Annotated in this window: 12 protein-coding genes and 1 pseudogene; 5 read left to right on the top strand and 8 right to left on the bottom strand. The window is 64.8% G+C overall.

The genetic code is table 11. The annotated features are described in order from the left end of the window. Positions 1-33 precede the first annotated feature (33 nt). The 4 genes and pseudogenes from PCJ21_RS13795 to PCJ21_RS13780 all read right to left on the bottom strand — a co-directional run. Positions 34-150, bottom strand: a pseudogene (locus tag PCJ21_RS13795) (LysE family translocator); the annotation flags it as partial. An 82-nt stretch (positions 151-232) separates the two neighbouring features. Further along, positions 233-2,053: a translational GTPase TypA gene (gene typA / locus PCJ21_RS13790; RefSeq protein WP_269931984.1), complete on the bottom strand. Its 1,821-nt coding sequence runs from the start codon at positions 2,051-2,053 to the stop codon at positions 233-235. A 131-nt stretch (positions 2,054-2,184) separates the two neighbouring features. Beyond that, the gene (locus tag PCJ21_RS13785; protein ID WP_269931983.1) at positions 2,185-3,141 is read right to left on the bottom strand and encodes a small ribosomal subunit Rsm22 family protein; all 957 of its coding nucleotides are present in this window, start codon (positions 3,139-3,141) and stop codon (positions 2,185-2,187) included. A gap of 90 nt (positions 3,142-3,231) precedes the next feature. Further along, the gene (locus tag PCJ21_RS13780; RefSeq protein ID WP_269931982.1) at positions 3,232-5,286 is read right to left on the bottom strand and encodes a M3 family metallopeptidase; all 2,055 of its coding nucleotides are present in this window, start codon (positions 5,284-5,286) and stop codon (positions 3,232-3,234) included. A gap of 131 nt (positions 5,287-5,417) precedes the next feature. Here PCJ21_RS13780 and PCJ21_RS13775 point away from each other — a divergent pair, with 131 nt between their 5' ends. Both PCJ21_RS13775 and PCJ21_RS13770 read left to right on the top strand, forming a co-directional pair. Beyond that, the gene (locus PCJ21_RS13775; protein ID WP_269931981.1) at positions 5,418-5,891 is read left to right on the top strand and encodes a MarR family winged helix-turn-helix transcriptional regulator; all 474 of its coding nucleotides are present in this window, start codon (positions 5,418-5,420) and stop codon (positions 5,889-5,891) included. Continuing rightward, entirely contained in the window at positions 5,888-7,150 is a 1,263-nt protein-coding gene (locus tag PCJ21_RS13770) for a multidrug effflux MFS transporter (RefSeq protein ID WP_269931980.1), read from the top strand. The genes PCJ21_RS13775 and PCJ21_RS13770 overlap by 4 nt, the downstream gene beginning before the upstream one ends. A gap of 5 nt (positions 7,151-7,155) precedes the next feature. Here PCJ21_RS13770 and PCJ21_RS13765 read toward each other — a convergent pair whose 3' ends face one another. From PCJ21_RS13765 to PCJ21_RS13750, 4 genes are read right to left on the bottom strand one after another with little or no spacing between them, the layout of a single operon-like run. Beyond that, positions 7,156-7,563: a nuclear transport factor 2 family protein gene (locus PCJ21_RS13765; protein ID WP_269931979.1), complete on the bottom strand. Its 408-nt coding sequence runs from the start codon at positions 7,561-7,563 to the stop codon at positions 7,156-7,158. 31 nt (positions 7,564-7,594) lie between these two features. Beyond that, positions 7,595-8,353, bottom strand: coding sequence for a DUF429 domain-containing protein (locus PCJ21_RS13760; protein ID WP_269931978.1), 759 nt, complete (start codon positions 8,351-8,353; stop codon positions 7,595-7,597). After that, positions 8,350-9,237, bottom strand: a complete 888-nt coding sequence (gene pdxY, locus PCJ21_RS13755; RefSeq protein ID WP_269931977.1) for a pyridoxal kinase PdxY — start codon at positions 9,235-9,237, stop codon at positions 8,350-8,352. Before pdxY ends, PCJ21_RS13760 begins: the two co-directional genes overlap by 4 nt. 6 nt (positions 9,238-9,243) lie before the next feature. Then, on the bottom strand, positions 9,244-9,498 hold the full coding sequence (locus PCJ21_RS13750) for a hypothetical protein (RefSeq protein ID WP_269931976.1): 255 nt from the start codon (positions 9,496-9,498) through the stop codon (positions 9,244-9,246). A gap of 103 nt (positions 9,499-9,601) precedes the next feature. Between PCJ21_RS13750 and PCJ21_RS13745 the strand changes: the two genes are divergently transcribed. Genes PCJ21_RS13745 through PCJ21_RS13735 form a run of 3 tightly spaced genes read left to right on the top strand, consistent with a single transcriptional unit; the run spans position 9,602 to position 11,884 of the window. After that, positions 9,602-10,237, top strand: a complete 636-nt coding sequence (locus PCJ21_RS13745) for a LemA family protein (RefSeq protein WP_269931975.1) — start codon at positions 9,602-9,604, stop codon at positions 10,235-10,237. Positions 10,238-10,261: 24 nt separating this feature from the next. After that, entirely contained in the window at positions 10,262-11,245 is a 984-nt protein-coding gene (locus PCJ21_RS13740; protein ID WP_269931974.1) for a TPM domain-containing protein, read from the top strand. Further along, the gene (locus PCJ21_RS13735; RefSeq protein ID WP_269931973.1) at positions 11,246-11,884 is read left to right on the top strand and encodes a TPM domain-containing protein; all 639 of its coding nucleotides are present in this window, start codon (positions 11,246-11,248) and stop codon (positions 11,882-11,884) included. It begins immediately after the preceding gene. Positions 11,885-11,983: the final 99 nt, after the last annotated feature.

Below are 11,983 nucleotides of genomic sequence, written 5' to 3'. Positions count from 1 at the left end.
GACTGCCGCATCGCCCACGTGCAACGAAAAGTATCACCCTCGCGCGGCAATCGCCGCCGCCGCGCCCGCCATCGTCGTTGCGCTCACCCGATTCGCGATGCGCATTGCCCGCCTGCTCTTCAGGAGTTTGCGCGCCTGGGCCGCAACCACGGCCAGCCCGAACACCGCCAGCGACAAACGAAAAAGGGCGCCTCCAGCGGAGACGCCCTTTCGACAATCCTGGAGCCGAGGCTTACGCCGCGCCCTTCGACTTTTCGAAGCGCTTGCGCTCGTTCGGGTCGAGATAGAGCTTGCGCAGGCGGATGGTCTTCGGCGTCACTTCGACCAGCTCGTCGTCCTGGATCCAGGCCAGCGCGCGTTCCAGCGTCATGCGGATCGGCGGCGTAAGGCGAACTGCTTCATCCTTGCCGGCGGCGCGGATGTTGGTCAGCTTCTTGCCCTTGAGCACGTTGACTTCCAGATCGTTGTCGCGGCTGTGGATGCCGATGATCATGCCCTGGTAGACCTTGACGCCGGCGTCGATGACCATCGGGCCGCGATCTTCAAGGTTCCACATGGCGAAAGCGACCGACTCGCCCTGATCGTTGGAAATCAGAACGCCGTTGGTACGGCCCGGCAGCTCGCCCTTGTAGGGCTGGTAGGAGTGGAACAGACGGTTCATGACAGCGGTGCCGCGCGTATCGGTGAGAAGTTCCGACTGGTAGCCGATCAGGCCGCGCGTCGGCGCATGGAACACCAGGCGCTGGCGGTTGCCACCCGAAGGACGCAGCTCGACCATCTCGGCCTTGCGCTCCGACATCTTCTGCACGACGACGCCGGCATGCTCTTCATCGACGTCGACGACGACTTCTTCGACCGGCTCGAGCAGTTCGCCGTTTTCGTCCTTCTGCATGACGACGCGCGGACGCGACACGGCGAGTTCGAAGCCTTCACGACGCATCGTCTCGATCAGAACGGCCAGCTGCAATTCGCCGCGACCCGACACGAAGAACGAATCCTTGTCGGCCGATTCTTCGATCTTCAGCGCAACGTTGCCTTCAGCTTCCTTGAGCAGGCGGTCGCGGATGACGCGGCTGGTGACCTTGTCGCCCTCGGTGCCGGCCAGCGGCGAGTCGTTGACGATGAAGGACATGGTGACGGTCGGCGGATCGATCGGCTGGGCGGCCATCGGCGCGTTCACCGACGGATCGCAGAAGGTGTCGGCGACGGTGCCCTTCGAAAGGCCGGCAATGGCGACGATGTCGCCCGCATGGGCTTCTTCGATCGGCTGGCGCTCGATGCCGCGGAAGGCGAGGATCTTGGTGACGCGGCCGTTTTCCAGCAGCGTGCCGTCATGGTGCAACACCTTGACCGCCTGGTTGGGCTTCAGCGTGCCTGCCTCGATGCGGCCGGTGATGATGCGGCCGAGGAACGGGTTGGCCTCAAGGATGGTGCCGATCATGCGGAACGGGCCGGGGTTAACGGTCGGCGCGGGAACATGCTTGAGCACGAGGTCGAACAGCGGGGCAAGGCCCTGGTCCTTCGGGCCTTCCGGATTCTCGGAAACCCAGCCGTCGCGGCCCGAACCATAGAGGATCGGGAAGTCGAGCTGCTCGTCGGTCGCGTCGAGTGCCGCGAAAAGGTCGAACACCTCGTTGATGACTTCCTGATGGCGCGCGTCGGGGCGGTCGATCTTGTTGATGACCACGATCGGCTTGAGGCCGACCTTGAGCGCCTTGCCGACCACGAACTTGGTCTGCGGCATCGGGCCTTCGGCAGCGTCGACCAGAACGATGGCGCTGTCGACCATCGACAGGATGCGCTCGACTTCACCGCCGAAATCGGCGTGGCCCGGCGTGTCGACGATGTTGATGCGGGTATCCTTCCAGTCGACCGAGGTCGCCTTGGCCAGGATGGTGATGCCGCGTTCTTTTTCGATGTCGCCCGAGTCCATCGCGCGTTCTGCGACGCGCTGATTTTCACGGAACGAGCCGGACTGCTTGAGGAGCGCATCGACGAGCGTGGTCTTGCCATGGTCGACGTGCGCGATGATCGCGATATTGCGGAGGTTCATATGATACTCGGGAGCGTTGCCGGCACAGCCTGTCGACGCGCCGCGTTTTTGGTTGGCGCGCTCTTACAGGTTTTTTCGCACGTGCGAAAGGGGGGCGGGAAAATCATGTGATTTTCTGGCCTGCCGCAAGACTACAAAATGTCGCCCCAGTCAGCGCGCCTTGCTGCTTTGAACAGGCCGCCATCGCGCTTGGTCAGAAGCTTTTCTTCAACGGAACCATCGCCTTGGCAGAGCTTAAGCTGGATTTTGCCCGATCCGCCGCGCGCTGGGGCAAGCACCCTGGCGGCAAAATTCGTCGCAGGCGTCCGTGACACCGCCAGATAGATGTATTTTTCATCTTCCCAGGGCACCTCGGCGCGTTTTGTCAGCCGATGCAGCCGCGAGCGCGCCACCCGCCGTGAAAAATGGCACCAGTCCGGTTCGGCGACGGGACAGGCCTGGCTGTGCGGACAAGGTGCCGCGAGATGCGCGCCCACCTCGATCAGGCGCGCACGGGCGCCAAGAATGCGCCGCCAGCCTGCCGGCGTGCCCGGCTCGACGATCACCAGCAGGCCCGACGCCGCCGCCCACAACCGCTCGACGAGCGAAAGCCCCTCGGCCGGCGACAGCTCGTCCAGCACATAGGCAAGCGTCACGAGATCGGCTTTTTGGACCTCGAAGCTCTTGGCCGCATCCGCCGCGCGCCATTCGACGTCCACGCCGGAATGCACCGCAAGCTCGCTGCCGACCTTGCGGATCGACGGGCTCGCTTCCAGCATCGTCGCCGACCCGAGGGTCTGCCAGCAATCCGCTGCGGCCCACAGCGCCGTGCCGGGGCCGGCGCCGACATCGAGTAGGCTTTGCGGCGCAAAGCCGGGCATCAGTTCTGCTACGCTTTCAAAGCTTGCGCGCACGGCGGCAAACGTCGCCGGAAGCCGCGTCGCCAGATAGGCGTTGGCGAACATCTCGTCGGACAAATGCAGCCGGCCGTCGCGCACCTCGGCGCGATAGCGGCTCGACAAGGTGTCGGCAGCACGCTGCAACTCGCCAAGCGGCACGCCTTCCAGCGCCCGGTCAACTGCCGCCCGCAATGCTGCCGGTAGTTCCATTCTTCTCCGCCTCCTGGCCAATACTCTGGTGGCGTTGATACGCCCATCACTGGTGGGGGTAATTTCCCACCGCCCCCACCAAGCCAAAAATCAGTTCAACCCGCGCTTTTCCATCATCGCCTCGGGCGATGGCATCTTGCCGCGGAAGGCCTTGTACAGCTCCTCCGGATCGGCCGAGCCGCCGGCCGAATAGATGTGCTTGCGCAGCTTCTCTGCCATTGCGGGGTTGAACGCATCGCCAGTCTCCTCGAAGGCGGCGAAGGCATCGGCGTCGAGCACTTCGGACCACATGTAGGAGTAATATCCGGCCGAATAGCCCTCGCCCGAGAAGACGTGCAGGAAGTGCGGCGTACGGTGGCGCATGACGATCGCCTCGGGCATGCCGAGATCGTCCAGCGTCTTCGCCTCGAAGGCGACGGGGTCGGCAGGCGCGTCCGGCCGGGCGTGGTAAGCCATGTCGACCAGCGCCGACGAGGTGAACTCGACGGTGGCGAAACCGGCGCCGAAGGTCTTGGCCGCCAGCATCTTGTCGAGCAACTCCTTCGGCATCGCCTTGCCGGTCTTGTAGTGCAGCGCGTGCTTCTCCAGCACCGCCGGCACCGTCAGCCAGTGTTCATAGAGCTGCGACGGCAGCTCGACGAAGTCGCGGCTGACCGAAGTGCCGGCCACCGAAGGCCAGGTGACGTCGGTCAGCATGCCGTGCAGCGCGTGGCCGAATTCATGGAACAGCGTCTTTGCCTCGTCGAGCGACAGAAGCGCCGGTTCGCCCGCCGCAGGCTTGGCGAAATTCATGATGTTGTAGATGATCGGCGTGGCCCCGTGGCCGAGCCTGTAGCCGGACTGCAGCGCGCTCATCCACGCGCCCGAACGCTTCGACTGCCGCGCGAAATAGTCGGCCAAGAACAGGCCGCGCTTGCTGCCGTCGGCATTGAACACCTCGAACACCCTCGCATCCGGATGCCAGGCGGCAATGCCCTTCTTTTCCTCGAAGGTGATGCCGAACAGACGGGTGGCCACATCGAAGCAGGCGTCGATGATTTTCTCGAGCTGCAGGTATGGCTTCAGCTCGGCCTCATCGAAGGCGTATTTTTCGGCCCGCAGCTTCTCCTGATAGAAGCGCCAGTCCCAGGCGGCGAGCTTGTCGTTGCTGCCGGCCGCAGCCGCCAGGCGCTGCAAGTCGGCCTCGTCGGCGGCGGCCTTCTCGCGCGCCTTGTTCCACACCGGCTCGAGCAGCTCCATCACCGCCTTGGGTGTCTTGGCCATGGTGTCGTCGAGCTTCAGCGCTGCATAGCTGTCATAGCCAAGGAGCCTGGCCTTTTCGGCACGCAGGCTCAGCGTATCGCGAACGACCGAGGCGTTGTCGGTGGCGCCGCCGGTTTCGCCGCGACCGGCAAAAGCCTTGAACGCCTTCTCGCGCAGGTCGCGACGCTCGGAGAAGGTGGTGAAGGGCTCGTAGATCGAGCGCGACAGGGTGACGGCATACTTGCCCTGCTGCCCCCGCGTCTCGGCGGCCTGGGCCATTGCCCCGCGCACGAATTCCGGCAGGCCGCCAAGGTCGTTTTCGTCGAGGAAGAGAACCCATTCCTTTTCGTCCGCCAGCACGTTCTGGCCGAATTTCGCGCCGAGCGAGGCAAGCTCTTCCTGGATCGCGGCAAGCCGCTTCTTGCCTTCGGGAGCGAGCTTGGCGCCCGACCGGACAAAACCCTTCCACGTCTTTTCCAGAACGCGCAGCGTCTCGGCGTCGAGGCCGAGCGAGGCACGGCGGGCATAGAGATCGTCGATTCGGGCGAACAGCTTCTCATTCATCGAAATGGCCGAGAAATGCCTGGCCATCTTCGGCGAGATCTCGCGTTCCATTGCCTGGATCGCGTCGTTGGTGTCCGCGCCCGCGCGGCACCAGAAGATCGACGAGACATGGTCGAGCGGCTCGCCGGCCAGCTCCAGCGCGGCCAGCGTGTTGGCGATCGTCGCCGGTTCGGAATTGCCGGCTATCGCATCGATCTCGGCGGCATGGGCGGCAAGCGCTGCATCGAACATCGGGCCAAAATCGCCGTCTTCGAACCTGGCGAAATCGGGTAGCCCGAGCGGACCGTTCCAATGGGTCAGCGCATGGCGCGCAAGATCGATCTTTTGGCTGGCGGACATGAGACGGCTTCCTCGATTGGCGTTCGGTTCGGACAGCCTCGATGTAGGGCCGGACCCGAGGCCGCGCAACCATGTTGACTCGCTCCGACATTTTAAATAAGCAAGCCATATAATAAGGATCACTTACTAAAATGACCGCGCCCGATACAGATACGTTTGGCTTCATCGTCAACGACCTCGCCCGCATCATTCGCGCAGAGATGGACCGCCGCGCCACCGACGCCGGCCTCGGCCTGACCACCGGCGAGGGCCGCGTGCTGCTCAACGTTCGCCGCACCGGCGCGATCCGCCAGAACCTGCTCGCAGAGCGACTTGGCATCGAGGCGATGACGCTGAGCGGCGTACTCGACCGTCTCGAAGGCAAGGGATACGTCGAACGCCAGGCCGACCCGGCCGACCGCCGCGCCAAGCTGATCACATTGACCGAAGCCGGCAATGCAGTCGTCACGGGGATCGAACCGATAACCGCCGCCATTCGCGCCGACGCGGCAAGCGGCATCGATGCCGACGATTGGCAAAGGCTTCTGGCAGCCTTGAGAACTGCCCGCGACAACCTGATCGCGGTGCGTTCGGAGGCTCTTTCCAGCGAAGGAGCCGCGGCATGAACATGCGTTCCGACATCACTGCGGTCGAAACCGCCGGCACACCCTCCCCTACGCCCGCGCCGATCATGAGCGAACGCCGCGTCTCGCTGATCGGCGGCTTGATGGTCGCCATCGGCCCTATCTCGCTGGCGCTGTTCACGCCGGCCATGCCCGAAATCGTCCAGGCCTTCGGCACCACCGAGGCAGCGGTCAAGATGACGCTGTCGCTCTACTTCGGCGGCTTCGCTTTCGCACAGCTGATCTGCGGCCCGCTTTCCGATGGCTTCGGCCGCCGGCCCATCACCCTTGCCTTCATGACGATCTATCTTGCCGCATCGGTGCTGGCGTTGCTCGCCCCCAACATCGAAACGCTCGTCGCCGCGCGCTTCCTGCAGGGAGTCGGCGCCGCCGTCGGCGTTTCGGTAGCGCGCGCCGTCGTCCGCGATGTCTTTTCAGGCGATCGTTCGGCCCGCATCATGAACATGATCGGCATCCTGCTTGCGCTCGGACCGGCAATCGCGCCGACTCTCGGCGGTCTGACGATGGAGTTCTTCGGCTGGCATGCGATCTTCATCGTCATGGTCCTGCTCGGCGTCGTCGTCATGCTGGTCACCGTCTTTGCCCTGCGCGAGACCGTCCAGCGCGACCTGAGCCGCATCCGCCCCGCGGCATTGCTGCAATCTTACGCCTCGCTGTTTCGCAGCCCATATTTCGTACTCTGCTGCCTCGTCATCGCCGGCACCTCGGGTGCGATCTACACCCAGGCAACGGTGCTCGCCTTCATCCTGATGGAGCGTGTCGGGCTGACGCCGACGCAGTTCGGACTTGGCATGCTGATGCAGACGGCCAATTTCATGGCCGGCGCGTTGCTCATGCGCATGCTGATGCCGCGCTATGGCGCCGCCAGGATGGTTCCGTTCGGCCTGAGCTTCATCGCGCTCGGCTCGATCAGCATGGCGGTGGTGCTTCGAACGTATGACCCGACGTTCCTGCTGGTCATGATCCCCGTCGGCATCTATGCCTTCGGCATCGCCCTGGTCATGCCGGCCATGATGACGGCGGCGCTGGCTCCTTTTTCCAAGAACGCCGGGGCGGCTTCCGCAATGATGGGCTTTTTCCAGATGGGCGCCGGCATGGTCGGCGGCGCGGCAGCGGCGTTGATGGGCGATCCGGTGGTGGCGATTGCAACAGTCATTCCGCTGATGGGCCTGACCGCCATTGTCTCATGGCTGCTCTGGCGCCGGCTGCCCGAGCCGTCGTTGCTGACGTGGCTGAAGTAATCGCGTCATGGCGCTTCGCAGCCGTCGCCAACCGTTGATTGCGTGTTGGCGACGATGCGCCCGCCCCTGGTCGTGAACATCTCGCGCATCGTCATGTCGTTGCCGGGAAAGTCGTAGCAGGCCAGCACCATCGTGGTGTCGCCGACTTCGCTCTCGATCTTGTGGCGGATGGTGGCGCCCTTGGCTGCGGTTTCCCATTCATCCATCGAGGCGATGAACTCGGCCTTGCTCTGGGTCACGTCGAGATCGTCGAGCCTGATCGTCGCGTCATCGGCAAGCAGCACGGAAAGCGCAGCCCGATCGGCCCTGAGCAAGGCATCATACCAGCGGTCGATGATGCTTTGCTGGGCGAGCACGGGATAGGCATGAAGGACCACGCCCAGCACTACGCACACCACGATTGGCCTGATCATCGCCGCTCCTCCGCAATGAACTGTCCAGCCATTAAGCCCAGATAGCGACCGGAATGCCATAGCCATCCTTGCCGGGCGGCGCAGGAAAGCTTCTGGTTTCACCGTGTCGGTGACGGTCAGCGATCAACATCATTGCACAGGCATCGAGGAAATCGTCGGTCGCAGCTCCGCGCGGCGGCGGCTGGTCGAGAAAGCCGCGGTCATGTCCGACGCGCGCAAGCAAGGCCTTGCGCTGCTCCATGCCGGCAGGGTTGACGCTGCCCTTGATCTTCTTCGGCAGGCCCATCGCCTGTCCGCCGTTCAGCCGCCAGAACGCCACCTCTGGGTGCGATTCGACGACACGCTCACGCAATTCGGGCCGCGCGATCATCAGCGCGTCGATCTCTCGAATCTTGGAGAAGATGCCGAAAGCCTGGATCGAAACGCCCCGCGGCGGATCGGAAGTGGCCATCGCGACAGCGCTCGCCCGCCGATGTGCCGCAGACCAGTCCTGAATGCTGGTGAAGTCCGCAGTCTCGGCATGGACAGCCGCCCGCGACGGGATCGAAAACACGCTCGACTGGCGCTGGCCGAGCAATGGCCGCACCAGAGCCTCGGGCCCGCGCCCGCCCTTGCCGCTGAGCTCCGGCAAGCCGATCGGCATGTCGACCGCCACCACCGCATCGCCTGGCAACGCCGCCAGCAACTGTTCAAAACGGCTGAAAACCTCCGCTTCCGGCGGCTCGCCCGGGTCGCGCCGGATCACCGCGATCCAGCCACCCTTGCAGCCGTCGACGCCGGCAATGGTCAAGCCTTGCGGCTCCGGTTCGGGTGCATCAGCGTGCGCAGCTCGACCATCGCCATCGGATGCGACAGGCTCTGGGAATCCGTTTCCAGCTGCAGCTCGTCACCGCCGCGTTTCGAGGTGCGAGCGAGGATTTCGTATACGGAGGCCGTGGTCGATTGCAGCGCCTTGGCCATCGGCTGGCCGGCAAGCAATCGCGCCAGGAACACCGCGGCGCTGAGGTCGCCGAGCCCGTTGGGCGGCCGTTCGACCGTGCGGTGCTCGGCCAGCAGCGCCTGCGTCTCGGTGACCAAGAGGTTGCCGGTGCCGTTCGCCATCATCGCCGGGGCCGAGGTCACCAGCATCGTCGCCGGCGGTGCGGCAAGTGCGGCAGCTACGGTCGCGCGCAGGTCGTCGAGCTTGGCGCCGACAAGCCATTCCAGCTCGAAACGGTTCGGCGTGGCGATATCGGCGAGCGGCAGCAGCCGGTCGCGGATGCCCTGCGCCAATGCTTCCGGGACATACAGCCCGCCGGAATCGCCGATCACCGGATCGCAGACATAGAGTGCTGCGGGCGTCCGCGCCTTGACCGTCTCGACCAGCGAAGCCACCGCTTCGACCTGGCCCGGTTCGCCGAGATAACCGGAAAGCACGGCGGTCACCTCGCCCAGCCACGGCGCGCGCTCGAGATCGGCCATCAGTGCCGAGAATTGCTCGGTCGGCGGCACGATTCGGGTAGCGCGGCCATGGCCCGGATGCCAGGGCAGCACCACCGTCGGCACCGCCCACACCGGATGGCCGAGCGTCTCCAGCGCGAACACCGCCGCGCGGTTGCCCACCGATCCGCGCGCCACATGGCTCGACACGACGATGACCGCGCGCGACCCGGCACTACCCGCTTGTGATGTCATGAATGGTCAGCCCCGAACGAAATATTGAATCAGCCACAGCAGCATGCCGACGGTCAGGATGAACCCAAGCGTGCGCCCGATGCGCGTTCCGATGTGCTCGATGCGGTCGGCCTTGTCGACGTCCGCCGCCGTCAGGTGACCGTGCATCTGCTCGGACTTGCGCGCCACATAGGACTTGCCGCCGCCTTCGCTCTCGCGCGCGATACGGTCGAGGATACGGCGCGATTCCTTCTCGCCGTCGCTGTCTCTTGGCGATGCCATCGTCAAAAACTCTCCCGGCGCCATCGCCGCGCGCAACCGGTTTTCTCCCGGCGCGTTTGTGATAATGCTGTCTTGTCAGTTGCTTTGTCGAGGGGACATTCCGATGCACATCCAAGCTTCGCCGGCACTTCCCACCCTGCGCCTGCTTCCGGCGTTCCTGCTTCTGGCGCTTGTCGTGCCGTTCCTGTCGGCCTGCGGCTACAACACAATCCCGACCCAGGAAGAACAGGCCAAGGCCGCGTGGAGCGAAGTGCTGAACCAATATCAGCGACGCGCCGACCTGATCCCCAACCTCGTCGAAACCGTGAAGGGTTACGCCTCGCATGAAAAAGACGTGCTCGAAGGCGTGGTCGAGGCGCGCGCCAAGGCGACCCAGGTGACGGTGACGCCGGAAACGCTGACCGACCCCAACGCCTTCAAGGCCTTCCAGGACAACCAGGCCGGCCTGACCAGCGCGCTGTCGCGCCTGCTCGCGGTGGTCGAAAACTACCCCGACCTCAAGGCCAACCAGAACTTCCTCGCCTTGCAGGCGCAGCTCGAAGGCACCGAAAACCGCATCGCGGTTGCCCGCCGCGACTACATCGAGGCCGTCCGCGTCTACAACACCTCGCTCAAGACCTTCCCCGCGATGATCTGGAACACGCTGTGGTTCCGCAACGAGCCGTTCCAGAACTTCACCGTCGCCGAAGACAAGCTCGAGGCGCCGAAGGTCAATTTCGGCACCAAGCAGGGCGGGTAACAGTCGCGGTCAGGCGCCAAAGCAGTGCTTTTCTCGCGGATGGATATGCCATGCCCCTCACCCTTACCCACTCCCCGTAAACGGGGCGAGGGCGGCGGCGCAGCCGCTTGTCCCTTCTCCCCGTTCACGGGGAGAAGGTGCCGGCAGGCGGATGAGGGGCGGCGCAAGCATCTCTTTGTAGCCCTACTGCCCCTGTTCGCACTGCTGACGACCGCCTGGCTCCTCGCCGCCCCCGCCTTCGCCGCCGAGCTTCCCGCCCTCACCGGCCGTGTCGTCGACAACGCCGGCATCATCGATGCCGCCACCGAAGCCGACCTCGTCGGCAAGCTCGCCGCCTTCGAGCAGAAGTCGTCCGACCAGATCGTCGTCGTCACGATCCCCAGCCTCGACGGCGAGGAGATCGAGCCCTATGCCAACCGGCTGTACCGCGCCTGGAAGCTCGGCCAGGCCGGCGAGGACAACGGCGCACTGCTGATCGTTGCGCCCAATGACCGGCGCATGCGCATCGAGGTCGGCTACGGCCTCGAAGGCGTGCTGACCGACCTGCACACCAAGCTGATCATCGAAAACACCATGGTGCCAGCCTTCCGCGCCGGCGACTTTTCGGGCGGTATCTCCAAGGCTGTCGACGACGTCATCATGGTGGTCGAGGGCGACGGCGCCGAACTCGAAGCCCGCGCCAGGCGCAACGAACAGAGCCAGTTCTCGGGCCTCAGCGAAGACGACATCATCTTCTTCATCTTCGTCGCCATCTGGATCACCATCTTCTTCGGCGGCATAGCCATGGCCATCCTGCCGCGCATGTATGGCCGCAAGCTCGGCCCCGGCCGCTACACCTGGCTCGGCATGACCTTCAACTACAACCAGCGTTCGGGCTCGTCGGGCGGCGGCTGGAGCTCCGGCGGCGGCGGCTTCTCTGGTGGCGGCGGCGGCTGGTCGTCAGGGGGCGGCGGCTTCTCCGGCGGCGGCGGCTCGTCCGGCGGCGGCGGTTCTTCGGGGAGCTGGTAGATGAGCGAAACGACCTTGAGCCCATCGGATCACGAGCGCATCGCCGCGGCCATCCGGACAGGCGAGTCGCGAACTTCAGGCGAAATCTACTGCGTCGTTGCCAGGCGCAGCGACGGCTATTTCTTTGCCGCGGTCTTCGCCGTCACGCTCGGCATCCTGATCGTCAGTCTCGGCGTGTCGCTGGCGCTCGACCACTTGTGGATCGAGGTGCAGGTGCCGCATTTCGTGCTGATCCAGCTGCTCGCGGTCGCCGCGGCCTCGGCGCTGCTGTGGTGGACGCCGGGCCTTCGCCTGTGGTTCGTGCCGCGCCGCCTGTTGTGGCGCGCGGCCCATGCCAATGCGCTCAGGCAGTTTTATGCCCGCAACGTCCACCTGACCTCGGCGCGCACCGGCGTGCTTGTCTTCGTCTCGCTTGCCGAACGTTATGCCGCCGTCATCGCCGACGCCGGCATCAACGACAAGGTCGAGCAAGCCCAGTGGGATGGCATCGTCGCAGATCTCATCGGCCATGCCCGCGACAACAGGCTCGCCGACGGCTTCGTCGTGGCGATCGGCGCCGTCGCTGCCTTGCTGTCGCTCCATGTTCCGCCGCAGGCAGGCGACGCCAACGAACTCTACGACCACCTGGTCGAAATCTGAACCTCCAGGGCGTCTTGCAATTCTTGTACTGGGCGGTCCGTCGCCCGCCTCCATGAGGCCAGGCGCCACGCTGGCGCAGGGCCAGGGTGAGTCCATTCT

Origin of the sequence: Aminobacter sp. HY435 (assembly GCF_027568395.1) — a bacterium.
Classification (GTDB): domain Bacteria; phylum Pseudomonadota; class Alphaproteobacteria; order Rhizobiales; family Rhizobiaceae; genus Aminobacter.
The sequence above is the reverse complement of the archived record's forward strand: the minus strand, read 5'-3'. Positions and strand labels throughout refer to the sequence as shown.

Excerpts from the sequence above, each read along its gene's own strand:
- typA (WP_269931984.1), bottom strand. The coding sequence starts at position 2,053 with ATGAACCTCCGCAATATCGCGATCATCGCGCACGTCGACCATGGCAAG.
- PCJ21_RS13785 (WP_269931983.1), bottom strand. The coding sequence starts at position 3,141 with ATGGAACTACCGGCAGCATTGCGGGCGGCAGTTGACCGGGCGCTGGAA.
- PCJ21_RS13780 (WP_269931982.1), bottom strand. The coding sequence starts at position 5,286 with ATGTCCGCCAGCCAAAAGATCGATCTTGCGCGCCATGCGCTGACCCAT.
- PCJ21_RS13775 (WP_269931981.1), top strand. The coding sequence starts at position 5,418 with ATGACCGCGCCCGATACAGATACGTTTGGCTTCATCGTCAACGACCTC.
- PCJ21_RS13770 (WP_269931980.1), top strand. The coding sequence starts at position 5,888 with ATGAACATGCGTTCCGACATCACTGCGGTCGAAACCGCCGGCACACCC.
- PCJ21_RS13765 (WP_269931979.1), bottom strand. The coding sequence starts at position 7,563 with ATGATCAGGCCAATCGTGGTGTGCGTAGTGCTGGGCGTGGTCCTTCAT.
- pdxY (WP_269931977.1), bottom strand. The coding sequence starts at position 9,237 with ATGACATCACAAGCGGGTAGTGCCGGGTCGCGCGCGGTCATCGTCGTG.
- PCJ21_RS13750 (WP_269931976.1), bottom strand. The coding sequence starts at position 9,498 with ATGGCATCGCCAAGAGACAGCGACGGCGAGAAGGAATCGCGCCGTATC.
- PCJ21_RS13745 (WP_269931975.1), top strand. The coding sequence starts at position 9,602 with ATGCACATCCAAGCTTCGCCGGCACTTCCCACCCTGCGCCTGCTTCCG.
- PCJ21_RS13735 (WP_269931973.1), top strand. The coding sequence starts at position 11,246 with ATGAGCGAAACGACCTTGAGCCCATCGGATCACGAGCGCATCGCCGCG.